This is a genomic window from Macrococcus brunensis, from assembly GCF_004359615.1.
GTDB classification, from domain to species: Bacteria; Bacillota; Bacilli; order Staphylococcales; family Staphylococcaceae; genus Macrococcus; species Macrococcus brunensis.
On sequence record NZ_SCWA01000003.1, the window covers coordinates 91,316 to 117,652 of the forward strand.

Sequence of the window (26,337 nt, forward strand, 5' to 3'; positions counted from 1 at the left end):
GTAGTTTAAATATACCCACTACATTGCCTGCTAAACATGCTGTACGCGATTTATTTCTTCTGCTGTCATTTCACGATAATCACCGATTTCGAGGTCAGCAGGCAGCTTAAGGCCGCCCATCTGAATCCGCTTCAAATAAGTGACTGTACAGCCAACCGCCTGAAACATGCGCTTCACCTGATGGAACTTACCTTCCTGAATGGTCACCTCAATGACATTCGGCTCAATGATGTGAAGTACAGCCGGCATACAGAGATAACCATCATCAAGCGCAATACCCGCTTTGAACTTTGCGACTGTCTCCTCTGACACCGTGCCATCCAGTTCGGCATAATAGGTCTTATTGACATGTTTTTTCGGACTCAGAACTTCATGCGTGAACTGGCCATCTGTCGTTAAAATAAGCAGCCCTTCTGTATCCTTATCCAGACGCCCGACAGGATGCAGGTCGAAGTGTCGGTATTCCGGCATCAGGTCAACTACAGTATCATGTAGATGATCCTCTGTCGCGCTGATGACGCCTGCCGGTTTATTTAAGATGATATAGAGTTCGTCTATATACCGTACGGCTTCACCTTGACAGAGCACAACGTCTGTTTCGGGATCCAGTTTATAATCAGCTTTTTTGATGACTTCATTATTAACTTGAACACTGCCTTTTTTAATCAACTGCTTGACTTCTGTCCGCGTTCCCATTCCGTGGTTTGCCAGAAACTTGTCTAACCTCATTTAAGATGGAGCTTTCTAGCGAGTGTACCGACGCGTTTACCCAGGTAACGTTCAGCATGGCCCGTTTTTAATGTAATCAAGGCGTAGACGATGATACCGACAGCACCGCAGATCACAAGTATGATGAGTGACTGTCCTTTAGATTCTACGCTTAAGAAGTGCAGCAGCAGCCAATAGATGAAACCGACAACTGCGAGCATTATGCCTGTGAATGCGGCGATCTGCAGCATCTCTTTCACTGTGGAACGAAGCGGAAAATGTCCGTATTTACGGATAACCATCATATTACAGATAATGGCAAACAACATCGCTATTGATGTAGAAAGAACAGCACCATTTGTATGGAAAAGAATAATCAGCGGCAAGTTAAGAATCGCTTTAATCGCAATAGAACCGAGCACGATCCAAACTGTCAGTGCCTGTTTATCGATTCCCTGCAGTATAGCAGCCGTTACCGATGTCAGTGACAACAGAATGCCTGCCGGCGCGTAAAACATCAGAATCTGTGTCGCTGTAGCACTATAGCTGTAGAACACCGTGTAAAGAGGTGCTGCAAGGAGCATAATACCGAGTGAGGCAGGTACTGTTAAGTACATGAGTACCCCGAGAGACGTTCTGATCTGCTGATGCATCTCTCTGATTCTTCCTGACGCATACGTACGTGTAATAGAAGGAACGATACTGATGGCAAATCCACCCGCAAGAGAAGTCGGTATCATGACCAGTTTATTCGTCGTCAGATTCAGCATTGTCAGTAACTGGTCATGTAGTTCAGACGGCACTCCTGCAATGGCCAGACCTTTATTATGTGTGAACTGGTCAATCATGATGTAAAGCGGCACACTTAAGCTGACGATAACGAACGGCACACTATAAAGCAGAATCTCTTTATACATAGAACGGTAACCGACATCGATTGACGTCTCGTCCGAATCAATCATCCTATCTATAAACGGCTTACGTTTGCGCCAGTAATACCAGAGCGTGAGAAGTGCAAAGATTGCGCCAATAGCAGCAGCGAACGTCGCTACTTCATTAGCGAGTAACAGTCCTTTGTCAAAGACATGGAGCACAAGATAAGCGCCGCCAAGTAAAAACAGAATACGTGCAATCTGTTCAATGACTGTCGACACAGCAGTCGGCCCCATCGAATCATAGCCCTGAAAAATACCGCGCCATGTTGCGAGGAACGGTATAAAAATCACAGCAAATGAAATGACTCGCATGATATGTGTGATATCATCGACTGACCAGACACCGTTTTGTCCGTCACCTGCTAAAGTCGCTTCTGCTATCATGGGTGACAATAAATACAGTATAATGAACCCTAAGAGACCGGACAGACTCATAACGAGAAGGCTTGACTTATAGAGCTTCTCGCTGACCCGGTAGGCACCCAGCGCATTATATTTCGAGACATACTTCGCAACAGCGAGCGGCACGCCCGCCCCTGCTATCGTCAGCATGACGACATACGGCTGATAAGCGTAAGTATATGGCGCTAAGTTTTCTTCACCGCCAATAATCGCGTAAAATGGTATGACGTATAGAATGCCGAGTACCTTTGTAATAAATATACTTGCTGTTAATATAAAGGTACTTCTGACTAATGAATTACTTTCTGACATATCTTCATCCCTAACTATCTAGTTTTAAACTATCCATATATTATCATCTTTACTTCAGGTTAACTACTTTTAATTATGAAAAGGAGCATCAACATGTATCAGACAATCGTCATCGGCGGCGGGCCGAGCGGACTGATGGCTGCTATTAGTGCCAGCGCACAAGGCGGCAAAGTCCTGCTCATTGACAAAAAAGACAAGCTCGGCCGTAAGCTGCAGATATCAGGCGGTGGTCGTTGTAACGTCACCAACCGCCTGCCTTATGAGGAAATTATCAAACACATTCCGGGAAACGGTAAGTTTTTATATAGCGCCTTTAATACTTTTGATAATGAAAGCATTATCGCTTACTTCGAAAAGAGAGGCGTCAAGTTAAAAGAAGAAGATAACGGCCGGATGTTTCCGGTATCGAACAACGCAAAAGATGTCGTCGATACATTACTGAATAACTTAAGAGATAATCAAGTAGAGATTAAAACAAATCTCGCCGTCAACCATCTGATCTTGGATGGTGACACGATCATCGGCGTCGATACAGAGCGCGGTGTATTTCACTGCCAGAGCGTCATCATCGCAACGGGCGGTAAAAGTGTGCCGCAGACGGGCTCAACAGGCGATGGTTACAGATTTGCTGAACAGGCTGGACACACCATCACAGAACTCTTTCCGACTGAAGTGCCGATCACTTCCAGTGAACCTTTTATCAAGTCCAAAGTGCTGCAGGGCTTAAGCCTTCAGAACGTGGCACTCAGCGTTCTCAGAAAGAACGGCAAGCCTGCCATCACCCATCAGATGGACATGCTCTTCACCCATTTCGGTGTCTCAGGTCCCGCTGCTCTTCGCTGTTCACAGTTCGTCTATAAAGAACAGCAGCGTCAGAAAAAACAGGATATTCAGATGACCATCGATGCATTCCCAGAAGAATCACTGCACGATTTGACAAGACGCGTTCAAGAGATGCTTAAAGAGAGTCCGGACAAATCCATTAAGAACAGCCTAAAAGGACTGGTGCATGAACGCTATCTCCTCTTCTTACTGGAACGTGCTGGAATAGAGGAAACAACAAGTTACCATCACCTGAAACGTGATGCTCTAAGTACTTTTATCGCATCTTTAAAGCAGTTTCAGTTCACCGTCAATGGTACATTGTCCATTGAAAAAGCATTTGTGACAGGTGGCGGGGTCAGCGTCAAGGAAATTCATCCGGCGACGATGCAGTCCAAGCTGCATGATAATCTATTTTTCTGCGGTGAGGTACTGGATATTCACGGCTATACAGGCGGCTATAATATTACAAGCGCACTTGTGACGGGTTATGTCGCGGGTCTCAACGCACAAAAAGCGGCTCTCTTATAGAGAGCCGCTTTTTCAGAATGCTGCCATACCACCTGTGACATTGAATGCTTTAATGTCATGGTCACGTAAATATTCAGTTACTTTTTCGCTGCGGATGCCATGTGCACAGACGATATAATAAGGTTCGTCCTGCTTAAATTCTGGCATATGGTCAGGAATTGTATTCATTGGGATGTGAGTAGCACCTTTCAGCATCCCCATCTGTACTTCATAATCTTCACGGACATCAATGATATGCGGTTCTTCACTATCCATCTTTTTCATCAGGTCCTGCGGCGATATTTCGTAAGTCATAGTATCCTCCTAATTCGCTACAATGTTAACGAGCTTATTCGGTACTGCGATGACTTTGCGTACCGTCTTACCTTCAATCGCTGTTTTAATTTCTTCTTCAGCGAGCGCAAATGCTTCCAGTTCTTCTTTCGGCATATCTTTTTGAATCATTGCTTTCTTCTTCAGTTTACCATTAATCTGAATCACGATTTCCACTTCATCGTCAACTAGTTTAGATTCATCGAATGCTGGCCACGCTGCATAAGTAATAGTCTCTGTATGACCCAGTTTCTGCCAGAGTTCTTCAGCGATATGCGGTGCGATTGGAGACAGCATCTTAACGAAACCTTCAACGTATGCTTGATTGATTTTCTCCTGTTTATAGCCTTTATTGATAAAGACCATCATCTGAGAGATTGCTGTATTGAAGCCAAGAGCTTCGTAATCTTCTGTCACTTTTTTCACAGTCTGGTTATAAGTTTTGTCAAGCGCTGGTGTCGCCTCTGTCGTAATTTTCTCAGTCAGTGTACCCTGCTCTGTGATGAAGAGACGATAGATACGGTCAAGGAAACGACGTGCACCGTCTAAGCCGTTTGTGCTCCAGGCAATCGATGCTTCAAGTGGTCCCATAAACATTTCGTAAAGACGCAGTGTGTCTGCACCATGTGACGCTACGATATCATCTGGATTGACGACATTCCCTTTAGATTTACTCATCTTCTCATTACCTTCACCTAAAATCATGCCCTGATTGAGCAGTTTCTGGAAAGGTTCTTTTGTCGGCACAACGCCGATGTCATACAGCACTTTATGCCAGAAACGCGCGTACAGTAAATGAAGGACCGCATGCTCTGCCCCGCCGATATAAAGGTCAACCGGCAGCCATTCTTTCAGTTTCTCAGGATCGGCTAGTGCCTCGTCATTATGAGGATCAATATAGCGCAGGTAGTACCAGCAGCTGCCTGCCCACTGCGGCATTGTATTGGTCTCGCGACGACCTTTCATGCCTGTTTTCGGATCAACGATATTGACGAACTCATCGATGTTTGCAAGTGGTGATTCACCTGTTCCTGATGGTTTAATATGTTCTGTCTTCGGTAACATCAGTGGCAGTTCTTCTTCTGGCACTGTCGTCATCGTGCCATCTTCCCAAGTGATAACTGGAATCGGTTCACCCCAGTAACGTTGACGTGAGAATAACCAGTCGCGCAGTTTGTAGCTGATTTTCTTCTGACCGATTTTCTTGTCTTCCAGCATCGTAATCGCTTTTTGAATACCGTCTTCCTTATTCAGTCCATCGAGCTCACCAGAGTTGATGTGCACGCCGTCACCTGTAAATGGTGCAGACGAGATGTCGCCGCCTTCAAGCACCTGCACAATCGGCAGGTCAAACTGCTTCGCGAAATCATAGTCACGTTCGTCATGGGCCGGTACTGCCATAATCGCACCCGTACCATAAGAGGCAAGCACGTAGTCAGAGATCCAGATCTGCATGTCTTCGCCTGTAAACGGATTGACTGCATAAGCACCTGTGAAGACACCTGTTTTGTCTTTCGCAAGATCTGTACGTTCAAGATCAGATTTACGTGACGCCTGTTCCTGATAAGCTTTAATCGCGTCCTGCTGCTCATGCGTTGTAATAGCATCCACTAACGCATGTTCAGGTGATAAAACAGCATAAGTCGCACCGAAAATAGTATCAGGTCGTGTCGTGAAGACATCAAATGTATGTTCTGAATCTTTGATGCTGAATGTGACTTCAGCGCCTTCAGAACGACCGATCCAGTTGCGCTGCATATCTTTTAGCGATTCTGGCCAGTCAAGCTCGTCAAGGTCTTCAAGCAGACGGTCTGCATATTCAGTAATCCTCAGTACCCATTGGCGCATCGGCTTACGGATAACCGGATGACCGCCGCGTTCTGATTTACCATCAATCACTTCTTCATTGGAAAGGACCGTGCCGAGTGCAGGACACCAGTTTACGGCTACTTCATCGACATAAGCGAGCCCTTTGTTATACAGCTGGATAAAAATCCACTGCGTCCATTTATAGTAGTTCGGATCCGTCGTATTGACTTCACGGTCCCAGTCATAGCTGAAACCGAGCTCCTGAATCTGACGTTTGAACGTCTGAATATTTTTCAGCGTAAATTCTGCAGGGTCATTTCCTGTATCAATCGCATATTGTTCTGCCGGCAGACCGAATGCATCCCAGCCCATCGGATGAAGGACGTTATAGCCCTGCATACGACGAAAACGTGACATAATATCCGTCGCTGTATAGCCTTCTGGATGACCGACGTGAAGACCTGCGCCTGATGGATAAGGAAACATATCGAGCGCATAGAATTTAGATTTATCAGAATGCTCTTCTGTTTTGAACGTTTTATTCTCAGCCCAGTACTGCTGCCATTTCTTTTCAATTTCCAGATGATTAAAACTCATAATAATTCCTCCTCAAAATAAATAAAGACAGTCATCCCTGTTAAGAGGGACGACTGTCTTCTATAGACAACCGCGGTACCACCCGCAATTCACTGTTAAGTGCAGCTTAATGTGTTAAATTTCAGAACCCCGGCAAGTTCACCTGTACTCAATGCCAGTTCACACCCCCACTGACTCTCTAGAAAATGATTCAAGGTTACTACTCCAGTTAATATCTACTATAAAATGATTAAGATGAACATGCAAGAAGTTTTTACAGTTTAAAAAATTACCGATTACAATAGAGGACAGGAGGTGTGGTGTGGAGATTGTTAAACGTTTAACTAAAACAGAAAGTTTTCAGCAGTTAGAGCAGAAATTGATGCGTACACAAACAACTGAAGAAGACATGCTAAAATGGCAGCGTCGGCTGAGAGGATTTCAAGGCGAAAAACAGTTCGCTTCATTAGTTGAAAAACACCTTACGGAAGGTATTGTCATGTTCGATCTCATATTATCCTTTAACAATAAAGAGTTTCAAATTGACGCCCTTTTGCTAATGCAAGATGATATTTATTTATTTGAAGTGAAGAATTTTAGTGATGATATCTTTATTAAGCAGCATCAATTTTTTTATGTAGATAGTGGTCATGAAATTCCCATGCTCTTAATGCAAAAAGAAAGAACCCTCCAGCTATTTAATCAATTTCTTCATGCTCATGGACTTAATTATACTGTTCATTATTACCATGTTTTTATTAATCCTGATCAGCAGATTTTCGGACATATGCCGGATAATCACTGCTTAAATTTTGTGTCTGCTACTCACTTGATAAAAAACATTTCAAATGTTCCAAATTTCTTCCCTCATAATCATCTTGTAAAAGCCTTGATGGACCGACATATCAAACAATCTCAGTATGAGAAACCCATTCAGCTTTCCTTCGAAGAATGCAGGAAAGGTATTCTTTGTGAATGCGGACTGTATTTTCTACAGAAACAAACGCTTCGTAAAATAACATGTCCATGCGGCAAAACTTACTCTGTTGATGAAGTGATGGAACGAGCTGTTAAAGAAATATCTCTCTTTTTTAATGATAAGCCTCTTACAGTGAGACAAATCCATTTGTGGAGTGATGGTCTCTTACATAAAAAGACCATTTCCAGATATTTAGATAGAAATTTTACCAAGCATAATGAAACAAAAGGCAGATTTTATACGTGTAACTAGGTTATTTAGACTCTCCGCATACATTTGTGATACGAGAGTCTAAATAATTCATTATTTTGGACTCTCAGCATATGGTTTCTCCACGAGAGACTAAATAATACAAAAATTTGGACTCTCACTACATAAATAGTTAGCGAGAGTCCAAATTATACTTTTTTCAAAATTATCCCATCACTTCTCAAGTCCTTTATCATACACTTTCAAAAACAAGAAGCTCACGATGAGGAGCGCAATCATCACCACAAACATCACCTGCATATTGTAGAGATCGACGACGACACCCCCGACAACCGGCCCAATCGCACGACCGAGTGTCGCTGTCGAGTTGACGATGCCCTGATAAGTACCGACTCGTCCTTCAGGCGCAAGCATGTTTGCGATAGTCGGGACAGCCGGCCAGACGAACATCTCACCGATCGTCAGAATTACCATTCCGACAACAAACATCATAAAACTTTCAGCGAAACTGGTCACGACAAATGACACTATAAAAATCGTTATCCCGACCGCAATCTGAGTCTTAATCTTGTCTTCAATCAGACGTACGAACGGTCGGATCAGCGGCTGACCTACTATAATAAGTACACCATTTAGCGCCCACAGCATACTATACTGCTGAAGACTGATACCAATAGTCTGAGTGTAACTTGAAATAGTCGTCTGCCACTGCACATAGCCGATCCAGCAGAGACAATATGCTACGCAGACTATGATAAGCGCATTAAATCTACTCTTATCCACTATCTCCTTTACTTCCTCGACTTTACGGTCTTTATGAAGATTGTCCGCTTCCCTGTAGCCAAAGAAAGCAATAAAAAAGAAGACAACGAAAAGCACTAAATTCGCGATAAAAATAATATTGAAACTGATATCGGCCATAAAGCCGCCGAGTGCCGCGCCGAGCGCCACCCCTAAATTCTGTGCGAGATAGATTGCATTAAACGTCCGTCTGCCCCCTTCCGGCCAGGCCACTCCTGCCATCGCATAAATAGAAGGAAAGACAATCCCTGATCCAAAGCCAACCAGAATCAGCCAGATTGGATACCACGGCCAGGAATGAAGCATGACCATGCCGACCAGACTTACCAGCGCTATCAAAATCCCGGTCATCACAGACAGATAGCCGCCGAAACGGTCAAACATTTTACCGCCGAGCAGATTGCCGACAACAGAAGCACCGGAATTCAACATCAGTACAATCCCTGCAACGCTCAGACTCTTTCCGAGCTCATTATGTATATATATCGTGTTAAGCGGCCAGATAAAACTTGCCCCTGTCACGTTGACTGCCATCCCAATGATAAGAAGCCAGACTAATTTTGGCATCTTCATATTTTTCACCTCACTCTTTCAAGCGTAACTTTTTTCTCACTGTAAGACAACGTTTTGTGTTAAAATCCTACAATAAGAAAGGTGAGACTAAATGGAACAATTTAAATATGCATTAGACAATAAACGTTATCATACATGGAACTATCATCTCCGTCAGAAATTCGGTCAGAAAATCTTCAAAGTCGCACTTGAAGGCGGATTTGACTGTCCGAACCGGGACGGCACAGTGGCCCATGGCGGCTGTACATTCTGCTCTGTAGCAGGTTCCGGTGACTTCGCGGGCGAACGTGTCGACCCGATTCCTGTTCAGTTTGAAAAAATCAAGAACCGTACACATGAGAAATGGAAAGACGGTCAGTATATCGCCTACTTCCAGGCCTATACGAATACCCATGCCCCGCTTCACGTCTTAAAAGAAAAATACGAGGCAGCGCTCGCGCAGGAAGGCGTGGTCGGCCTGTCAATCGCAACACGTCCAGACTGTCTGCCAGATGATGTCGTCGAGTATCTGGCAGAATTAAATGAACGGACTTATCTCTGGGTAGAACTCGGACTGCAGACTGTTCACCAGGAGACTTCAGACCTGATCAACCGTGCGCACGATATGCAGTGCTACTATGACGGGGTCGCTAAACTCCGTAAACATAATATCAATATCTGTTCGCATATCATCAACGGTCTGCCAGGTGAAAACTATGACATGATGATGGAAACCGCAAAGGCCGTCGCAGAAATGGACGTACAAGGTATTAAAATTCACCTCCTGCACTTGTTGAAAGGCACACCGATGATCAAGCAGTACGAAAAAGGAAAACTCGAGTTCATGTCAAAAGAAGACTACGTCAGCCTTGTCGCAGACCAGCTGGAGCTGCTGCCCCCGGAAATGATCATCCACCGTATCACAGGAGATGGCCCGATTGAACTCATGATCGGCCCGATGTGGAGCGTCAATAAATGGGAAGTCCTGAATGCAATCGACCAGGAACTCATCCGCCGTGATAGCTGGCAAGGAAAGCACTATAAGGTGGCCCATGAAGCTTAAAGGCATCCTGCCCTTCTCCAAACAACTCATCGACTTATCAGCGGCAGCTGGAGATATAGTTGTCGATGCAACTTGTGGCAACGGAAACGATACCCTTTATCTTGCGGAAAAAGTATCAGAAAATGGCCATGTTTATGCATTCGATATCCAGGACGCTGCAATTCAGAACGCAAAAGAAAAAACGAAAGACTACTCTAATATCACTTTTATTCAGGACGGCCATGAACATGTCAGCAATTATGTCACTGACACAATCAGCTGCGCCATCTTCAATCTTGGCTACTTGCCAAAAGGCGATAAATCAATTACCACGCTACCTGCAACGACCGTTGAAGCAATCAATGCGCTCTTTAAACTGCTCAAACCAGGTGGAATGATTATATTGGTCATCTATCCTGGTCATGCAGAAGGACAGATTGAAAAAGAAGAAGTTTTGAAATTCCTTTATGAGTTCGATCAGGAGCTGGCACACATCATTCAGTATGGCTTTATCAATCAGAAGAACAACCCACCCTTTATATGTGCAATAGAAAAACGGTAAGCAGCTGCTTACCGTTTTTATTTACATATATTGAGAACCTGATCAAAATAATTCTTGAAATCATTCATATTATTCTTGATTGCTGAACACGCAACATTGACGATTTCTTCTTTATCAGATGTTCTTTCCTCATTGTAATGAATGATGACCGTTCTCTCATCATTCGCAGGACGTTCTTTATAAATCCAGCCTTTCGCCACTAAATTATTAAAAAAGCGGGTCCGCTTATAAGGTTTAATATCCACATACTGATTCAGTCGTTTCATTGACATCGGGCCATTATCCCATAGTGCGACCATCGTCAAATACTCTTCTTTTGACAAATCAAATCGATCAGATATAACATCGAAAATAGTATCGATTTCTTTCTGTAAATCATTTAGTGCGACCATATCACTGAGTTCATTTTTTTCGCGTGACATCTAATGCCCCCTGTCTAAGACAATATTAGCTTATTCTTACCCTTTTATTCAAGAATCAACCCTATATACTCGATTCTTTTATCCATAAAATCAACTATTTCTGTCAGTACTTTTTCGTTTTCAGGTTCCTGGTGGAGTTCATGATAAAAGCCTGACCATTCCTTCACTTCACAAGCCATCTCGCGTTCAAATACCTTGATCTGCGATAAGTCTACGAGCCGGTCTTCCGTGCCGTAATGAAGCTGTATCGCAACCGGTTCAATCCGCTCCAGATTTTCCATCGTTTCCTTCATCGTCTCAATAATTGAACGGTACCAGTGATAACTGACCTGACTCAGCATCAGAGAATCATTCTGTACTTCCGCTATCACATCTTCAGAACGAGTCAGCTGTGCATAATCTATCTTCATATCAAATTTGGCATCTTTAGATGTACCACCGAAACTAGAAGCAAAGAAGTTCTTCCGGGTCGTCGTTGTATGCTGAAAACCGAAGAGCGGCGACAATAAGATGACACCTTCCAGCTTAAGTGTGATATGTTCCAGCAGATTAGTGATGATGAGTCCGCCGAGACCTGAACCAATGACGAAAACCGGCAGATAATATGATTCGGCGACATCTATCCAGTCAAGCACTGCTTCTCTGTAATCAGCGAAGGAATTGATATGCCCTTTTCTGACACGTGACGTCTGTCCCTGTCCAGGCAGGTCGCCCATGACAACATGGTAGCCTTGACGTCTTAACTGTGTAATCAGCCAGGCATAACGTCCGTGATGCTCCAATATACTATGGACGATGACCACAACACCTTTAGCTGTTTTTTTCGTTTCCCACTTCCACATAACTCTGCCCACTTTCCTCTTTCATGATAAAATTAATTATACCAAAAAAAGAAAGGGAGATTCATCATGCTTGTGAACTATCAAGGACAACAACCCGAAATACATGAAACTTCTTTTATCGCACCAGGTGCTGTTGTAACAGGAAATGTTAAGATAGGTGAAGGCTCATCTGTCTGGTACAACGCAGTCATCCGCGGCGATGTCAGTCCTGTCATTATCGGCAAAGAAAGTAACATACAGGACTTATGCTGCCTGCATCAGTCACCGAATAAACCTCTGATCATTGAAGACCGTGTGACAATCGGCCATAAAGTCACGCTGCATTCTGCCATCATCAGAAATCATGCGCTGATCGGTATGGACTCCACTGTGCTTGACGGCGCAGAAATCGGGGAATATGCATTTATCGGGGCAGGCTCTCTTGTCACACCAGGTACCAAAATACCGCCACGGACACTCGCATTTGGACGCCCGGCACGAGTCGTCAGAGAACTGACGCCAGAAGATTATCAGGATATGGAACGTATCGTCCAGGAGTATGCTGATAAAGCACAAGTCTATAAAAAAGAACATCAATAAAAAAACGGTATCGCTTAAGCGATACCGAATTTTTTATGCATAACTGGCAGACCAGCTAATAAGAAACTGAATACAAATTCATAGAACATAGAGAAAGTATTCGAGAAGAAGAATGCCACGTTCTGTCCGAGAATAGTACCAATGCCTTGATCTCCAAATAAGAAGTTAACATCGATTGCATTATCAATGATGTTGAGAAGGATAATGACTAACGCCATTGTCCATGCTTTTTTAGTCACGATTGCGACGAGAACTGCAATAATGGTAATCACAATCGGTTCAAAAATAAAAAGTTGTAAAAACGGATCAATTTCATGCCCGAAAATGTAGAACGCCATATCTTTAAACATAGATACACCTCTTTAGATTATTCATTAAGATATATCTATTCTATCATCCTGTCAGAAGGAAAATTATTAAGAGTTTTTAAAGAATATTGTTCCACCTTTACAATAAATTAATATTTCTCAGTAACCTGCACATCCTGTAGTTTTTTCCAATAGTAGTAACCGTAGACACTATTGATCAGGAAAGCAACCCACATGGTGACAGCTGATAAACCTTCAAATGTCAGTTTATCATTTTGCAACATCAGTCTTGCCCATAGGAAGATAGACACCATATTAATGACAATCCATAATATCCACTGTTCTTTATAACGTAGCGTCATAAGGGTCTGTGCGACTAAACTAAGACCTACAGATAAAGCATCGACAAATGGTTGCTTTGCTTCTGTAAAGTTATCAAGATAATAACCTGTTCCTACATAAACCAGTGCGGTCACTGCAATTGTAATCAGCCAGCCGCGAATACTCAGTCCTCGAGAATCAACTTCCTGAACATCCGGATCATCTGTATGATGATCACTATGCATGTTCTTCAGCCAAGCATAGAGGCCGATGAACTGAAAAATCCCAAATACAACTTGAAGACTTACTTCTCCGAAGAGAAAACTTTTATAGCTGACATAACCATAGGTTGCTGCCTGAATAACCCCGTAGAAGAAAGTACTCAATCGTCCTTTAGCCGACATGATGACACATGCAACACCCGAGATACTTGAAATGGCAGAAATAACGCTAAGGGTATTAAAAGCTTCACCATTATTCCAGAAATAGACAAGGATAAAAATCTGTGCTATTAGAATGAATGCAAATAACACCTTCTCATACGTCGTAAATCCTTTAAAGTCTTTTACTAGAAACATCAGTTATCTTTCCCTTCCGCCAGCAGCTCATCGACCAGGCGATGTGCTTCTTCGTATTTTTCCTGGAAGCTTTCGCCTTGCAGCACAACGGTCTTTTCCATGAGCCCGTGCTGCTCCAGTTCATCCAAAAACATCTGATGCATTTTATTGCGTGAATCTGTGTCTGCCTGCGACATATCACGGAAGCCATCATTAACATATGTGGTCGTCGGTGGAAGCAGGAGAATCAGGGCCCATGTCTGCTGCGAAATATAGAAATCAAAGACGGGTGCGATTTTTGCATAGTCTTCATCAGACAGATAAATCTTAGAATATAGTTTTGTCGTCATCACATCTGTATCCGCAAAGAAGACTTTTCGTGTACCCGGTGAATGTATATGTTTACGGTTCACTTCATACTGTCCGATACCGATTGCCTGCAGGTCTTTAATATCCAGTTCATCATCTTTAACCTGACGTTCCGTCTGATATTCACGTGAATATTCAAGAGAATAAGAAGTGGAATATCTACGTGCCAGGTCACGCGTCAATGTGGTTTTACCGGTACTTGCCGTCCCGATAATCAGTACATTCTGCACAAAGAATCTTCTGAACGGACGTGTAACATAATCCCAGTTAAAAATCGGGTTTTCACGGATAGATGTGCCGCTGATACCCGTAATACGTCTGTCAACACGTGTAATGACGATATCGCGCTCCGGCCATTTCGCTTTAAAGTAAGTGTTCAGCGGTTCGATGTACTCATCCTCACCTACATAGAAAGTGACCGAATTAAATTCACCGCCCCCTTCTGAAATATGGGCTGCCAGCAGTTCCAGCCAGGGCTGCCAGCCGGCCGGATACTTCGGAATATAAGTCTCATCCAGTTTTCTGACCGTTACGTTATCATCATCTTTCAGCAATTCGCGCATAGACTTCGTACGATTGACGAGACTCATGCCTGCCAGGTCTCCTCGGTCACCGTCATAGCCAGATACGATGACAACAGCACGTCTATTCTCCCGTTTTGCCCTGACTATCTGCTCGAAATGACCCACATGGCAGGGTGCAAAGGTACCAAAGTAAACACCTAAATCTCTCATGATCTTGCTCCTTCATCTTTTTTTACATTATACATGAATAAAGCGCTTACTGATGAAAAAGTAAATATTTAATTTACAATTCTTTAAACGTTTCTTTATATTAGAAGGATAAAATGATAATGAAGAGAATAGCAGGAGGCCGTTATGCACTTTATTAAAAAAATGATTATTATACTCTGTTTGATTAATGTCCTTCCACAAGTTATCGATATCAGTGCCCAGCCTCTAGACAGTAAAATCATCGCTGATAAAAGTGTCCAATCCGAGGATTAGGCACTTATTTTTTATGTCTTTGAGTCTAATGAGTAATTTTATACAAAATAACTAGCTCACTTAAAAAGAAAACGCTTAACTTTTTGAATATTTGTAGTAAAATATATTAAGTTATATGAAAACACTAGGAGGTTTATAGCATGGGTTTAACAAGAGATTTCTTTATCATGTTAAGCGAGAATCAGACATTGAATGCGGCAGCAAAAAAATATGGTCTGACACTCGGTGCAAATAAAGTCGTAGCGGGTGTCGATATCCCATCTACTATCGAAGCAATTAAAGAATTAAATCGTAAAGGCATCACAGCGACTGTTGATAACTTAGGAGAGTTTGTATTTTCTAAGGAAGAAGCAACAAAAGCTAAGGAAGAGATCATCGCTATGATCAAAGCGATCGACAATGCCGGCGTCAAAGCGCATATGTCGATTAAATTAACACAGATCGGTCTAGATGTAGATAAAGAATTCTGCTACGAAAACGTACGTGAAATTCTGATGGCTGCTTATCAGCACGGTAACATGCATATCAACATGGATACTGAAGATTACAATCATACCGTACAGACTTTTGAAATTCTTGACCGTTTAAAAGGTGAATTCAAAAATGTCGGTACTGTGATTCAGGCTTACCTCTTCCGCGCAACTGATGAGATCGAGAAATACAAAGATGTGCGTCTTCGTCTTGTAAAAGGTGCTTATAAGGAAAGTCCTGAAGTGGCTTATCAGACAAAAGAAGATATCGACGAGAACTACATCAAGTTGATCGAGCAGCGTCTTCTGAGTGCTAAAGCGATGACTTCTATCGCGACTCATGATCATAACATCATCAATCACGTAAAGAAATTCATCAATCAGCATAACTTAAACAAAGACCTGATTGAATTCCAGATGCTGTACGGCTTCCGTACTGAGCTGCAGGAAGAAATCGCGAAACAAGGCTATCAGTTCTGTGTCTATGTGCCATTTGGTCAGGACTGGTATGGTTACTTCGTCCGTCGTTTAGCAGAACGCCCTCAGAACTTACAGCTTGTGACGAAGTCTATCTTTACACCGCAAGTTAATAAAAACATCGCAATTGGTGCAGGTGCTGTGGCTGCGATTTCAGCAATAGCATTACTCGCAAAACGTAAATAATAAAGAAAACTCGGATGTCTGCTGACATCCGAGTTTTTTTATATCATTTTATTTAAGTTGGCCATCTCAATTGCAGCAACTGCGACTTCGCCACCTTTATTGCCTGCTTTAGTACCGGCACGTTCAATCGCCTGTTCAATTGTTTCTGTCGTCAGGACACCGAAGATAACGGGAATCCCGAATTCATTGGCTTTAGACACACCTTTTGCTACTTCATTGCAGACATAGTCATAATGAGTGGTTGCACCGCGGATGACGCAGCCCAGTGTAATGATGGCATCGTATTTACCCTGTTTCGCCAGTTTCTGTGCGATAAATGGAATCTCAAATGCGCCAGGCACCAGCAGCTGGTCGATACTTTCTTCTTCAACACCATGACGGATTAATGTATCCACTGCACCTTCTACTAAGCGGTCTGTAATAAAATGATTGAATCTAGAAGCGACAATCGCAATTTTAAGTCCTTGTCCTGTTACTTTCGCATCATATTTCATATTAAATTCTCCTCCAGTAAATGTCCTAATTTTTCTTTTTTTGTTGCTAAATAATGACTGTTGTCCGGGTTGCTTGAAAACTGATGGGGAATACGCACTCTGACGTCAATGCCGTAGTCTCTTAAACCATCAATTTTGCGCGGATTATTGGTGATAAGATTGACAGATGGAATGCCGAGGTCGCGGAGTATGGCAGCAGCGACACCATAGTCACGAAGATCTGCATCAAAACCGAGTGCCGCGTTTGCCTCAACTGTGTCGAGACCCTTTTCTATTTTTTCATATGCTTTCAGTTTGTTGATCAAACCGATGCCGCGCCCTTCTTGTCTTAAATATATGAGCAGGCCACCGTGCGCATCGATATGGCGAAGTCCGTTCTCGAGCTGGGTACCACAGTCACAACGTCTTGAATGGAAGACATCGCCTGTCAAGCATTCAGAATGTAAACGGATGTCGGGCACACCTTCGTAAGGTTTCATGTAGACGACATGGTCTTTATCACTGTAGATTTCACTATAGCCGTATACCGTGAAGTGTCCGAAATCTGTCGGCATATCAACGACTGCTTCTCGCTTGACGAGTGCTTCCTGTTGTTTACGATAATGAACCAGCGCTTCTATAGTGATCATCTTCAGGTCATGCTTCTCTTTAAACTGGACGAGATCATCGCGTCTTGCCATCGTCCCGTCCGTCTTGATGATTTCACAGATAATACCTGTTTTTTTAGCGCCACATAGCCCGGCGAGGTCAACACAGGCTTCTGTATGTCCCTGTCTTTCCAGTACACCACCGTCTTTCGCGATGAGCGGAAAAATATGGCCGGGTGAATTAAAGCAGCGGCTGTCTTCGCCCAGTAGTGCACGGACTGTATCAAAACGCTCCTGCACACTGATGCCTGTTGTAGATGACACATGGTCGATACTGATGGTAAAAGCTGTACCGTGCGGATCATCATTACGTGCAGTCATCGGTGTCAGATTAAAACGTTCAGCCAGTTCACGTGATAAAGGCGCGCAGACGAGACCCCGTGCTTCTGAAATCATCAAATTGAGAACATCAGGCGCTGCAAACTCTGTAACAGCGACTAAATCCCCTTCGTTTTCTCTGTCTTCTGAATCGACAACAATCACCGGTTTACCCGCCTTCAGATCGATAAGTGCTTCTTCTATTGTGCTGAACATGCGAGCGCCTCCTGTCTGACAATATATTTGCCGAGCATATCAAACTCGAGATGAACCGTGTCGCCCGGTTTGAGGGACATCAGTTTAGTCGCTTCCTGTGTCTCCGGGATCAACTGTATCTCAAAGTAATTCGCGTTCAATTCAAAGATGGTCAGTGACGTGCCATCGACTGCGATGGAGCCTTTTGGAATGACATATTTCTGGTCATTTTTATCCAGGCTGATGTGATAGACGATAGCATTCCCTTTAGACAGTTTACGCAGCACTTTGCCTGTGTTATCCACGTGACCTGAGACGAAATGACCGCCGAGACGTGTCGTCGGCAGGAGTGCACGCTCTAAATTGACTTGATAACCGGCGCTCACTGCCTTGAATTTTGTACGGTCTGATGTGCCGATGATGACATCCACATCAAAGGACTGAGGTGTAAAAGAAGTCACTGTCAGACACGTGCCATCGACTGCGATTGAGTCACCTACCTTAATATCTTCAAGTATTTTCTTACAGCGGATCGTCATTTTAAGTGCACCTTGCTGCTTGATGCGTTCTATCGTACCTACTTCTTCAATTAAACCTGTAAACATCTTACTGCCCCTTTCGGTAAGTCAGACGGACATCATCTTCAAACTGCTGAATATCCACTAGTCTGAGCTGAGTCATCCGACTTTCTTCTGTATGATAAAAACGATTGTTCAATGTGCCGCCAAGTAGTTTCGGGGCGTAATAAATGACGACTTCATCAAAACAATCCTGTTCTATAAATTCACTGATGACGCCGGAACCACCTTCTATCATCAGCCGGCTGATGCCTGCCTGATAGAGAAGTTCCAGGAGATGTGCCGGACGGAAATCTTGTGTGATTAAAGTCTCCGCATGCGGGATTTCTGCCGGGCTGATAACGAGGATTCTCTGTCCGTTCATTCTATCCGCTTCGTGGAGCGTTACATCTCCCGACTGCGAGATAATCACCTTGGCAGGCTCCTTGTCACTGACATGACGCGCATCGAGCTTTGGCTTATCGATTTCATAAGTTTTTCTGCCGACGAGTACTGCATCCTGACTATGTCTAAGTCGGTGTACATCCTGACGTGAAGCCGTGTTTGTCAGCCATTTACTGTTGTCAAAGTCATCGGCAAGTTTACCGTCAAGTGTCGAAGCCAGCTTCAGCGTGACATAAGGACGTTTCTCCTCTTTTGAAGTAAAGAAAGCCTCATAAAACGCGGAGATGGCAGAGTCAGGCGCATGAATCACTTCTATACCATGTGATTCCATATATCGAATACCTGTATCATCCAGACTAGTATCACGAACAGCAAAGACGACCTTTGTGATACCTGCCTGAATAATCGCTTCAGTACAAGGCGGTGTCTTGCCTGTGTGATTACAAGGTTCAAGCGTGCAGTAAAGTGTTGCGTCTGTTGCATCTCCTGCCATTTTGATCGCCTGCACCTCAGCATGCGCGGTTCCTTCCTTGAGATGAGCACCTATACCGATGATGACGCCATTTTTTACAATGATGCAGCCCACTGCCGGATTACGTCCGGTCTGTCCCGCCGTCATTTTAACGAGTTCAAAAGCTTGTTTAAGATACATCTGTTCCTCCTCAAAATAAAAAGGCGCCCTGAGAGGCGCCTTGAATTTAGGTATCACAAATAAGACCTTGTAAGCATTAAAAAGTCATGGTCAAATAAACCATCTTACAATGGTGTCTTATTCTTTCTCCCATCCAGACTTTAACTGTCGGCTTCAGAATTTCACTGAATCAGCCAATATCGAACATCGATAAAGGGTCGCGGGCTATGACCGCCGGTTGGGAATTTCACCCTGCCCCGAAAGAATGTATGAAGTTATGTTAGTTGCCTAACGTATTAATCGTACAGCTTCTAAGCATTAAATGCAAGATGAAGGTAGTTAGAATAAAAAGTTGATGCAATTGATCGTTTTTGCACCAGCTTTCACCTCTCCCAACAAAAAAAGCACTTTCAACGAGTGCTTCCATCAACCTATTTAATACGATCATAGAACGCTTTGACGTCCCGGCGTGCTTCTAACAACAATTCATAGACACCATTGTTCTTCATATTGACGCCACCTGTCAGCTGTCCTAACGCAACAAAATCGTCAAGTACGCCGTATTTCGGACTGATAACTCGCCCGTCGCCTGGCATCACTTGAATACCACCGTCTGCATGTTCAGCAATCAGACTGTCATTCAGCAGACCTTCAAGCATCGGACTAACCTCAGTTTTACTTAAATATTTAGCTGGACCTGTCGCATTGATGACATAATGTACACGGTCTTCAGAACCATCTTCATATTGAAGACGATATTTACGATATTTATATTCGATAGCTTCCAGCCCTGCTTTAATCACGACTCTGTTATTTTCAATATGGTCGATCAGTTCTTCCGCGCTTGGTTCTGGCATCGGATTTGAATAGTGATCGACGAATGGTGCGTGCTCTTCTTGATAGCGTGCTTTATCTTCCTTAGTCATATAAGGCCAGATTTGCGACGCTTCGAACATGATCTGATAAAACATCGACTGCAGTGCGCCGATAGCTTCATGATTTTTCAGGTCAAACTGCATCGCTTTCACTGGATCTTTGCGTGAGACACCGTAGAATTTTTCAAAATCTACGCCTTGATGATCACATTCTTTCTTAAAGAGTTCCACTACTTTATCCAGAGGAATAAAGTCATTATTTTTCTTACGGATTTTACGGAAACTCGCTGCTGTCCAGTACTTCATTTTGAACGTCACCATCTTACCGCGCACGGATTGCACTTCTCCTGAATGAGAGGCAACGAGCACTTTAGAGCCTTCTTTCGTTAAATAGCGCATACAGTCCAGTCCACTGAGTCCGGCACCAATTACCGCATAATCTTTCTCTGTTTCTACTTCAAGAGTATGAAGCGGATATGGCCATGAAATGAAGTGATCCGTTTCCTTCAGTTTATAAGGATCCTTTGCCGGCAGTTGTCCCGCTGTCATAAAAAGATGATCAAACTGATACTTCTGATCCTGTGTTTCAAGCTCATAGCCCCCAGGACGTTTCTTCACCGCGCGAATATAATCGGTCACCACTGTAACCTTGCCTTTTTTAATAAGCGCTTCAAACTGCGCTTCCATATATTTGCCGAACAACTGACGAGAGAAGTAGATGTTGCCCTCCTCGTTCGAATTATCCCCTTCACGCGCCTGAATTTCTTCTACAGAGCGGTTCTCTTCCACCCATTTCATAAAGTCATCTTTCTTATTCCGTTTCATAGACAACTGATTTGCCGGGTAATTGAGCAGCATTTCCACATCTTCATATTGAAAAGCACGTCCCTTACCCATATACTTTTTGTCATCAAAAACTGTGATTTCCAGTTTCTTGCCGAGTTTATGATTCAGTAAATACTTAAGGACGTGGGTCCCGGCTACGCCACCACCGATAATTGCTACTTTCATATTGTCCTCCTTAAAATGTTCATTTTATCTATCATACCCTACTTCAGTTGCGAATAAGACATTAATGTTATTATACTAAAGAGACTATGAATTTCGGAGGTTCGATATGTATAAAAGATTATCTGCTGTATTCCTTGCATCAGCTTTACTGGCTGGCTGTCAGTCAGAAGAGGCCGTCAAAGTGACAGATACAGCGTCACAGATTAAGGCTGCACAGCAAATGAAAGACGATGTAAAATCTTATGCATCCACTTATAAGACTCAGTCAACAGAAAACAATAAAGAAACACAGACTTATCTCGGACTTAAAAAAGATGAGGATGACAATCAGGAAGTAACCGTCAAGAATTCAGAAGAAGACGGTAAATTCTATGTCTATGATAAGAAAGCTATTCTGCAGAGAGAAGGCGAATGGGTGGATATATCGAAACTCGGTGGTTCTCAGCTGCTTTCGATGACAAAACCGCTTCTCTACAGCGAGCAGTTTCAGCTACTCGACAAGATGACAGCTGCCAAGTACAAAGACCATACACTGACACAGACAATTAACGGCTATGATGAATACCTGAAAGTTTTCGGTCAGAGCAAAGAAGATAAAAAAGCCATCAATAATCTGAAGAAAACTTATCCAGACATTCAAAACGAGATCACTTTTACTTTCGATAAACGCAATCAGATTGAGAAAATTACCAATGACCTGAAACTTAAAAATGACAAAACCACTGTCCATAACAATGGAGTGACAACTTTCTCAGAAATCAATAGTGTCCGCCTCGATATTCCTGGCCCCGTTAAACATGCCAAGGAAGTCGGTGCATAAAAAATAGGCCATCTCATTCGAGATGGCCTATTGTTCTTCAGGTGGTACGCTGCGCGTGATAAACAGTGACATGATGAGACCTGCAACGACCAGTGCCGTCGCAAACCAGTAGGCATGATGAACACCAACCGTCAGGGCATCATTAATCTGCGCCGTTGTCGGTTTCGTAATACCATCGAGCGCTTTTTGCTGACCACTTGTCATAATTGTGATAAAGAGTGATACACCCATCGCTCCTGCAAGAGGCTGCATCATATTACTGATGGCAGTCCCATGCGGATAAAGTCGTTTCGGCAGCTGATTCAGTGCGTTTGTATTACTCGGCATCATAATCATCGAAATACTGATCATGAGTAGAATATGCGCAATGATAAAAATGACTACTGAAATACCCGGATGAATGACAGAGTAAAAGAACATGACCAAAGCAAGCACAAGCATGCCCGGGATAATCATTTTACGAGGACCGATAGTGTCAAAGATCCGACCCATGACAGGTGACAGAAAACCATTCAGCAGCGCGCCCGGCAGCAGAATCATACCGACTATTTTAGCTGAGAACATCATCGGACCTTGCAGATACATCGGCATGACGATATTGGAGGCAAACATTGCCATGACCACTACTGCAAATATCACCATACCGCGACTATAGTTCGTATATTTGAACACCGCAAGGTCAAGCATCGGCTCAGCCAGTGTGCGCTGACGCAGCCCGAAGATGATTAAAGCCGCTGTTCCCAGGATAATCGTCGCTAAAACAACCGGATTCGTAAAACCGCCTGCACTTGTCCCGACTGCACTGAATCCATAGATCACACTCGCTACGCCCAGTGATGACAGAAGTCCTGACAGCACATCGATCTTCGGTCTCGTGACTTCAGTGACGTTTTCAAGATAGCGCAGTGCCAGCAGAATAGAGCCGATGACGAACGGTACTACGACGAAGAATAACCAGCGCCAGCCTAATAAATCAACGATAATACCTGATAATGTCGGACCGATAGCCGGCGCAAACATCATCACGAGACCAAAGTTCCCCATGGCCTTACCGCGTTCATGCGGCTCAAATAACAGCAGCATCGCGGTCATGATGGTCGGGATCAAAAGACCCGTACCTGCTGCCTGGATCATCCGGCCGGCTAACAGCATCGGAAAGTTAACCGAGAAGCCTGCGATCAATGTGCCGATAAGGAAGATGCTCATCAGACCGATAAACATCTGTCTCGTCGTGAACCACTGGACAAGTGAAGCTGATAGAGGCATCAGCATGCCCATCACCAACATAAAGCCTGTAGCGAGCCACTGGACAGTCGGCGCATCAATCTCGAAATAATGCATCAGTTCTGTTAAAGCGATGTTGAGCAGTGTTTCATTTAAAAACGTAAAGAATGCACCTGTCATAAAGATTATCATGATCAGATTAGATTTTTTCATTCAGTTTCCTTTCTATTGCCTCTAATAACTTTCAAGCGATATGACTATCTATACATCTACTTTATCACATTAACAAAGTAAACATCATTTCAATACTCCGTAAATAAAAATGTCGCAGTTCATCTTTAAACTTCGACATTCATCATGCCGGATAAATAGAGGCCAGTCGTGCATAATATGCTTCCACTTGCTGCATCAATGGTCAATATGATTAAAAAAAGGATGTGGGACGAATTATCTCACACCCTTGTTAATTCCAGTTCTTCAGCATACAGTCTGACCAGCTTAAACCCATCATCAACTTTCTGGAACGTCAGCAACCAGGCTACTTTCTCTCTTTTTCTTTCTAGGTCTTTCAGCTCACGACTGACTTCCATAAAAGCAATCACCCGTTCTTGTATGTTTGCCTTATATATAATATCAAAATCCCAGTGCTCTGTTTCAGCTATCTTGCTTTCAATGCGTGCCAGGAATGCAGCACGTTCCAGATTAAGTCTTGTACCGTCCACTTCTACAATTGAGGTGAAAACTTCATCAGCCACGATGTTATCCACGGCTTTCATATCCTTTTTCTTCACAGCGATTAAAAATTCAAAATATGGCATGTCTGTTCCCCTATCGTCGTTGTTATAATGTTTGATTTATACCATGATGATGCTTGTCGTTGATATAATTTCAATCATTATATCAAGAACACAATTCATTCTATATTATATTTGTATGACAGAAAGGGTAATAGCATATTATCAAATGCATTTATATTACATATAAAAAACATTGTGCTGTACATAATTATATATTAAATAATTTTATCAATTAATGAGATGATCTATTCAAGTTCATCAAGCATTGAACTATATTTCCTGTCCATTAGTCGCTATGACATTCTGATACCAGTAGAAGGAATCCTTTTTCATTCGTTCCATCGATCCCTGTCCCTCATTATCCCGGTCGACATATATCATGCCATAGCGTTTTTTCATCTCGCCTGTCGTAAATGACACGACATCAATGATGCCCCACGGTGTATAGCCGATCAAATCCACACCATCTTCAAGCACCGCTTCTTTCATAGCTGCTATATGTTTGCTGAAATAATCTATTCGTGTCTCGTCATGTATGCCATCTGCTTCAACAACATCCACGGCACCGAAACCATTCTCAACGATAAAAAGCGGAAGCTGATAACGGTTATATAACGTGCTAAGGACATAGCGCAGACCATGCGGATCGATCGTCCAGCCCCAGTCAGAGGATGCGAGATAGGGATTATCAACGCCATTCTTTAACCCGCCGTTGATCATACTGTCACTTGCTGTATGAACTGCATCGTGTTTGACAACTGTTGACATATAATAGCTGAACGCCAGATAATCAACCGTCCCGGCTTTAAGATCTGCTTCATCTCCTGCTTCAACCGGCAGAACAATACCCAGTTGTGCCAATTCCTTCAAAGCATACGCTGGATACTTGCCTCTGACCTGCACATCCGGGAAGAAGAAACGTTCGCGGTTCGCGATTTCAGCTGCCATGATATCTTTCGGATGACAGGAATAAGGATAGACAGGGACATGCGAGACCATTGCACCGATCTTGAAATCAGGATTGATTCTCCGCCCTGCTGCTACAGCTCTGGCACTTGCCAGCAGCTGATGATGTGCAGACTGGTACATGACACTTCGCGCATCTTCTCCTTCTTCTACCTGGATCCCTGCATTAGTCCATAAGAAGAGCGGATTATTGACGTCCATCTGGTTATTGATCTCATTGAACGTCATCCAGTATTCCACTTTATCTTTATAACGTTCGAATACGACCTCAGCAAAACGAACGAAGAAATCAACGACTTTACGACTGCGGAACCCGCCGTATTCACGCGCCAAGTGTAACGGAATCTCAAAATGGCTGAGCGTGATAACAGGCTTGATGCCATGCTTCAGCAGTTCATCAAAGACCTTGTCATAAAACCTCAGACCTTCTTCGTTCGGTTCAGCTTCGTCTCCTTTCGGGAAAATACGTGTCCAGCCGATAGAGGTCCGCAGAACCTTCAGCCCTAACTCTGCAAAGAGAGCGATATCTTCTTTGTAGTTGGAATAAAAGTCGATGGCCTCGTGATTCGGATAGAATTCATCCGCTTCCACTTGATCAGTGATACGACGCGGCACACCATGCGCACCCGCTGTCAGCACATCCACTACAGACGGCCCCTTCCCTCCTTTATTCCAGCCCCCTTCAAACTGATGAGCAGCGAGTGCACCGCCCCATAAAAAACTTTCAGGTAATTGAGTCATCCCATATTCCTCCTCTTTAATATAGACAGTCACATATCCTGCCTAATGTCCAAAAATAAGCCAGCCTGCAAGTATCAACAGCAATAAGAAAACAATGCCCATCCCCATCATCTTTGTACTTACACTACCTGTCAGATCGTTCAATCCATGCTGTGCATCATTAAAAGTATTACCTGCTACATTACGTTTTAGTTCTTCCTGTCTTAGACGTTCTCTTTCCTCTTCTGGTCTCATCTTCCCATCCCCTTTTAGTTTTATCATACCAGAGATTGCCAGTCGCTTATCATAAAAAAGACAGATATGACTATCTGTCTTTCTCTTCAGAATTATTGAGTGGCTTCAATATTTTCAGCATATTATGATCATAGAAACAGAATAAAATGGTCGCTATATATTTTTGAAGTACATGAGTGATAAAATAAAGGATATCAGTGCGATTAAAATGATCGTTTTTGAGAGAATCAACCATTAAAATTACTTGAAAGCTGTTCTTGGCGCAGTTCAAAGAAAAGCCAGACAGCAGCCACTCGACTCTCTACAGGTATTTAGAGAAATAATTTAAAAG

Annotated in this window: 26 protein-coding genes and 1 riboswitch; of the genes, 7 read left to right on the top strand and 19 right to left on the bottom strand. The window is 43.3% G+C overall.

The window, feature by feature from the left end; genetic code table 11:
• Positions 1–30: 30 nt before the first annotated feature.
• Together ERX27_RS02280 and ERX27_RS02285 are read right to left on the bottom strand one after the other, a co-directional pair.
• Positions 31–729, bottom strand: coding sequence for a pseudouridine synthase (locus tag ERX27_RS02280; RefSeq protein ID WP_133431217.1), 699 nt, complete (start codon positions 727–729; stop codon positions 31–33).
• A complete protein-coding gene (locus tag ERX27_RS02285) occupies positions 726–2,357 on the bottom strand; it encodes a putative polysaccharide biosynthesis protein (RefSeq protein ID WP_133431218.1) in 1,632 nt (543 codons plus the stop codon). The genes ERX27_RS02280 and ERX27_RS02285 overlap by 4 nt, the downstream gene beginning before the upstream one ends.
• A gap of 93 nt (positions 2,358–2,450) precedes the next feature.
• On the opposite strand from ERX27_RS02285, the gene ERX27_RS02290 reads away from it, so the two are divergent.
• Entirely contained in the window at positions 2,451–3,710 is a 1,260-nt protein-coding gene (locus ERX27_RS02290; RefSeq protein ID WP_133431219.1) for a BaiN/RdsA family NAD(P)/FAD-dependent oxidoreductase, read from the top strand.
• A 12-nt stretch (positions 3,711–3,722) separates the two neighbouring features.
• Here the strand turns inward: ERX27_RS02290 and ERX27_RS02295 are convergent, their stop codons facing one another.
• Positions 3,723–4,004, bottom strand: a complete 282-nt coding sequence (locus ERX27_RS02295) for a rhodanese-like domain-containing protein (protein ID WP_133431220.1) — start codon at positions 4,002–4,004, stop codon at positions 3,723–3,725.
• Between the two features lie 9 nt (positions 4,005–4,013).
• Positions 4,014–6,428 (bottom strand): leucine--tRNA ligase, encoded by a 2,415-nt coding sequence (gene leuS / locus ERX27_RS02300; RefSeq protein ID WP_133431221.1) that lies wholly within the window; start codon positions 6,426–6,428, stop codon positions 4,014–4,016.
• Positions 6,429–6,729: 301 nt separating this feature from the next.
• On the opposite strand from leuS, the gene ERX27_RS02305 reads away from it, so the two are divergent.
• Positions 6,730–7,638 (top strand): nuclease-related domain-containing protein, encoded by a 909-nt coding sequence (locus ERX27_RS02305; RefSeq protein ID WP_133431222.1) that lies wholly within the window; start codon positions 6,730–6,732, stop codon positions 7,636–7,638.
• 171 nt (positions 7,639–7,809) lie between these two features.
• On the opposite strand, the gene ERX27_RS02310 is transcribed toward ERX27_RS02305, so the two are convergent.
• Positions 7,810–8,970, bottom strand: a complete 1,161-nt coding sequence (locus ERX27_RS02310) for an MDR family MFS transporter (RefSeq protein ID WP_133431223.1) — start codon at positions 8,968–8,970, stop codon at positions 7,810–7,812.
• A 91-nt stretch (positions 8,971–9,061) separates the two neighbouring features.
• On the opposite strand from ERX27_RS02310, the gene mnmL reads away from it, so the two are divergent.
• Positions 9,062–10,012: a tRNA modification radical SAM protein MnmL/YtqA gene (gene mnmL / locus ERX27_RS02315; protein ID WP_133431224.1), complete on the top strand. Its 951-nt coding sequence runs from the start codon at positions 9,062–9,064 to the stop codon at positions 10,010–10,012.
• On the top strand, positions 10,002–10,553 hold the full coding sequence (gene mnmM / locus ERX27_RS02320) for a tRNA 5-(aminomethyl)-2-thiouridylate-methyltransferase MnmM (protein WP_133431225.1): 552 nt from the start codon (positions 10,002–10,004) through the stop codon (positions 10,551–10,553). The genes mnmL and mnmM overlap by 11 nt, the downstream gene beginning before the upstream one ends.
• 17 nt (positions 10,554–10,570) lie before the next feature.
• Here mnmM and ERX27_RS02325 read toward each other — a convergent pair whose 3' ends face one another.
• Both ERX27_RS02325 and ERX27_RS02330 read right to left on the bottom strand, forming a co-directional pair.
• The gene (locus tag ERX27_RS02325; RefSeq protein WP_133431226.1) at positions 10,571–10,975 is read right to left on the bottom strand and encodes a transcriptional regulator, SarA/Rot family; all 405 of its coding nucleotides are present in this window, start codon (positions 10,973–10,975) and stop codon (positions 10,571–10,573) included.
• 44 nt (positions 10,976–11,019) lie between these two features.
• A complete protein-coding gene (locus ERX27_RS02330) occupies positions 11,020–11,817 on the bottom strand; it encodes an alpha/beta fold hydrolase (RefSeq protein WP_133431227.1) in 798 nt (265 codons plus the stop codon).
• Positions 11,818–11,883: 66 nt separating this feature from the next.
• Here ERX27_RS02330 and ERX27_RS02335 point away from each other — a divergent pair, with 66 nt between their 5' ends.
• Positions 11,884–12,396: a gamma carbonic anhydrase gene (locus ERX27_RS02335; RefSeq protein WP_133431228.1), complete on the top strand. Its 513-nt coding sequence runs from the start codon at positions 11,884–11,886 to the stop codon at positions 12,394–12,396.
• Positions 12,397–12,410: 14 nt separating this feature from the next.
• On the opposite strand, the gene ERX27_RS02340 is transcribed toward ERX27_RS02335, so the two are convergent.
• From ERX27_RS02340 to ERX27_RS02350, 3 genes are all read right to left on the bottom strand, one after another.
• Positions 12,411–12,746 (bottom strand): hypothetical protein, encoded by a 336-nt coding sequence (locus ERX27_RS02340; protein WP_133431229.1) that lies wholly within the window; start codon positions 12,744–12,746, stop codon positions 12,411–12,413.
• Between the two features lie 107 nt (positions 12,747–12,853).
• Positions 12,854–13,603: a nicotinamide riboside transporter PnuC gene (gene pnuC / locus ERX27_RS02345; RefSeq protein WP_133431230.1), complete on the bottom strand. Its 750-nt coding sequence runs from the start codon at positions 13,601–13,603 to the stop codon at positions 12,854–12,856.
• The gene (locus tag ERX27_RS02350) at positions 13,603–14,685 is read right to left on the bottom strand and encodes an AAA family ATPase (protein ID WP_133431231.1); all 1,083 of its coding nucleotides are present in this window, start codon (positions 14,683–14,685) and stop codon (positions 13,603–13,605) included. The genes pnuC and ERX27_RS02350 overlap by 1 nt, the downstream gene beginning before the upstream one ends.
• 413 nt (positions 14,686–15,098) lie before the next feature.
• On the opposite strand from ERX27_RS02350, the gene ERX27_RS02355 reads away from it, so the two are divergent.
• Positions 15,099–16,091, top strand: a complete 993-nt coding sequence (locus ERX27_RS02355; RefSeq protein WP_133431232.1) for a proline dehydrogenase family protein — start codon at positions 15,099–15,101, stop codon at positions 16,089–16,091.
• 38 nt (positions 16,092–16,129) lie between these two features.
• On the opposite strand, the gene ribH is transcribed toward ERX27_RS02355, so the two are convergent.
• The 5 genes from ribH to ERX27_RS02380 all read right to left on the bottom strand — a co-directional run bounded on the left by ribH (position 16,130) and on the right by ERX27_RS02380 (position 21,224).
• A complete protein-coding gene (gene ribH, locus ERX27_RS02360) occupies positions 16,130–16,585 on the bottom strand; it encodes a 6,7-dimethyl-8-ribityllumazine synthase (protein WP_133431233.1) in 456 nt (151 codons plus the stop codon).
• Positions 16,582–17,766 (bottom strand): 3,4-dihydroxy-2-butanone-4-phosphate synthase, encoded by a 1,185-nt coding sequence (ribB, locus tag ERX27_RS02365; protein WP_133431234.1) that lies wholly within the window; start codon positions 17,764–17,766, stop codon positions 16,582–16,584. The genes ribH and ribB overlap by 4 nt, the downstream gene beginning before the upstream one ends.
• A complete protein-coding gene (locus ERX27_RS02370) occupies positions 17,751–18,350 on the bottom strand; it encodes a riboflavin synthase (RefSeq protein ID WP_133431235.1) in 600 nt (199 codons plus the stop codon). Before ERX27_RS02370 ends, ribB begins: the two co-directional genes overlap by 16 nt.
• Before the next feature lies 1 nt (position 18,351).
• Positions 18,352–19,359 (bottom strand): bifunctional diaminohydroxyphosphoribosylaminopyrimidine deaminase/5-amino-6-(5-phosphoribosylamino)uracil reductase RibD, encoded by a 1,008-nt coding sequence (gene ribD, locus ERX27_RS02375; RefSeq protein WP_133431236.1) that lies wholly within the window; start codon positions 19,357–19,359, stop codon positions 18,352–18,354.
• A gap of 117 nt (positions 19,360–19,476) precedes the next feature.
• Positions 19,477–19,607, bottom strand: a riboswitch (FMN riboswitch).
• 162 nt (positions 19,608–19,769) lie between these two features.
• A complete protein-coding gene (locus ERX27_RS02380; RefSeq protein ID WP_133431237.1) occupies positions 19,770–21,224 on the bottom strand; it encodes an FAD/NAD(P)-binding protein in 1,455 nt (484 codons plus the stop codon).
• Between the two features lie 106 nt (positions 21,225–21,330).
• On the opposite strand from ERX27_RS02380, the gene ERX27_RS02385 reads away from it, so the two are divergent.
• Positions 21,331–22,044: a hypothetical protein gene (locus tag ERX27_RS02385; protein WP_133431238.1), complete on the top strand. Its 714-nt coding sequence runs from the start codon at positions 21,331–21,333 to the stop codon at positions 22,042–22,044.
• Between the two features lie 27 nt (positions 22,045–22,071).
• Here ERX27_RS02385 and ERX27_RS02390 read toward each other — a convergent pair whose 3' ends face one another.
• From ERX27_RS02390 to ERX27_RS02405, 4 genes are all read right to left on the bottom strand, one after another.
• A complete protein-coding gene (locus ERX27_RS02390; protein ID WP_133431239.1) occupies positions 22,072–23,481 on the bottom strand; it encodes an MDR family MFS transporter in 1,410 nt (469 codons plus the stop codon).
• Between the two features lie 239 nt (positions 23,482–23,720).
• Complete coding sequence (locus ERX27_RS02395; protein WP_133431240.1) at positions 23,721–24,086, bottom strand: hypothetical protein; 366 nt, start codon at positions 24,084–24,086, stop codon at positions 23,721–23,723.
• A 249-nt stretch (positions 24,087–24,335) separates the two neighbouring features.
• Positions 24,336–25,772 (bottom strand): 6-phospho-beta-glucosidase, encoded by a 1,437-nt coding sequence (locus ERX27_RS02400; protein WP_133431241.1) that lies wholly within the window; start codon positions 25,770–25,772, stop codon positions 24,336–24,338.
• Between the two features lie 42 nt (positions 25,773–25,814).
• Positions 25,815–26,006, bottom strand: a complete 192-nt coding sequence (locus ERX27_RS02405) for a DUF6366 family protein (RefSeq protein WP_133431242.1) — start codon at positions 26,004–26,006, stop codon at positions 25,815–25,817.
• Positions 26,007–26,337: the final 331 nt, after the last annotated feature.

Bases quoted from the DNA above. Each gene is read 5' to 3' on its own strand.
- ERX27_RS02295 (WP_133431220.1), bottom strand. From the start codon at position 4,004: ATGACTTACGAAATATCGCCGCAGGACCTGATGAAAAAGATGGATAGT.
- pnuC (WP_133431230.1), bottom strand. From the start codon at position 13,603: ATGTTTCTAGTAAAAGACTTTAAAGGATTTACGACGTATGAGAAGGTG.
- ERX27_RS02325 (WP_133431226.1), bottom strand. From the start codon at position 10,975: ATGTCACGCGAAAAAAATGAACTCAGTGATATGGTCGCACTAAATGAT.
- ERX27_RS02380 (WP_133431237.1), bottom strand. From the start codon at position 21,224: ATGAAAGTAGCAATTATCGGTGGTGGCGTAGCCGGGACCCACGTCCTT.
- ERX27_RS02290 (WP_133431219.1), top strand. From the start codon at position 2,451: ATGTATCAGACAATCGTCATCGGCGGCGGGCCGAGCGGACTGATGGCT.
- ERX27_RS02350 (WP_133431231.1), bottom strand. From the start codon at position 14,685: ATGAGAGATTTAGGTGTTTACTTTGGTACCTTTGCACCCTGCCATGTG.
- leuS (WP_133431221.1), bottom strand. From the start codon at position 6,428: ATGAGTTTTAATCATCTGGAAATTGAAAAGAAATGGCAGCAGTACTGG.
- ribD (WP_133431236.1), bottom strand. From the start codon at position 19,359: ATGTATCTTAAACAAGCTTTTGAACTCGTTAAAATGACGGCGGGACAG.
- ERX27_RS02310 (WP_133431223.1), bottom strand. From the start codon at position 8,970: ATGAAGATGCCAAAATTAGTCTGGCTTCTTATCATTGGGATGGCAGTC.
- ERX27_RS02395 (WP_133431240.1), bottom strand. From the start codon at position 24,086: ATGCCATATTTTGAATTTTTAATCGCTGTGAAGAAAAAGGATATGAAA.
- ribH (WP_133431233.1), bottom strand. From the start codon at position 16,585: ATGAAATATGATGCGAAAGTAACAGGACAAGGACTTAAAATTGCGATT.
- ERX27_RS02400 (WP_133431241.1), bottom strand. From the start codon at position 25,772: ATGACTCAATTACCTGAAAGTTTTTTATGGGGCGGTGCACTCGCTGCT.
- ERX27_RS02330 (WP_133431227.1), bottom strand. From the start codon at position 11,817: ATGTGGAAGTGGGAAACGAAAAAAACAGCTAAAGGTGTTGTGGTCATC.
- ERX27_RS02335 (WP_133431228.1), top strand. From the start codon at position 11,884: ATGCTTGTGAACTATCAAGGACAACAACCCGAAATACATGAAACTTCT.
- ERX27_RS02340 (WP_133431229.1), bottom strand. From the start codon at position 12,746: ATGTTTAAAGATATGGCGTTCTACATTTTCGGGCATGAAATTGATCCG.
- ERX27_RS02405 (WP_133431242.1), bottom strand. From the start codon at position 26,006: ATGAGACCAGAAGAGGAAAGAGAACGTCTAAGACAGGAAGAACTAAAA.
- ERX27_RS02355 (WP_133431232.1), top strand. From the start codon at position 15,099: ATGGGTTTAACAAGAGATTTCTTTATCATGTTAAGCGAGAATCAGACA.
- mnmM (WP_133431225.1), top strand. From the start codon at position 10,002: ATGAAGCTTAAAGGCATCCTGCCCTTCTCCAAACAACTCATCGACTTA.
- ERX27_RS02285 (WP_133431218.1), bottom strand. From the start codon at position 2,357: ATGTCAGAAAGTAATTCATTAGTCAGAAGTACCTTTATATTAACAGCA.
- ERX27_RS02280 (WP_133431217.1), bottom strand. From the start codon at position 729: ATGAGGTTAGACAAGTTTCTGGCAAACCACGGAATGGGAACGCGGACA.
- mnmL (WP_133431224.1), top strand. From the start codon at position 9,062: ATGGAACAATTTAAATATGCATTAGACAATAAACGTTATCATACATGG.
- ERX27_RS02390 (WP_133431239.1), bottom strand. From the start codon at position 23,481: ATGAAAAAATCTAATCTGATCATGATAATCTTTATGACAGGTGCATTC.
- ribB (WP_133431234.1), bottom strand. From the start codon at position 17,766: ATGTTCAGCACAATAGAAGAAGCACTTATCGATCTGAAGGCGGGTAAA.
- ERX27_RS02370 (WP_133431235.1), bottom strand. From the start codon at position 18,350: ATGTTTACAGGTTTAATTGAAGAAGTAGGTACGATAGAACGCATCAAG.
- ERX27_RS02385 (WP_133431238.1), top strand. From the start codon at position 21,331: ATGTATAAAAGATTATCTGCTGTATTCCTTGCATCAGCTTTACTGGCT.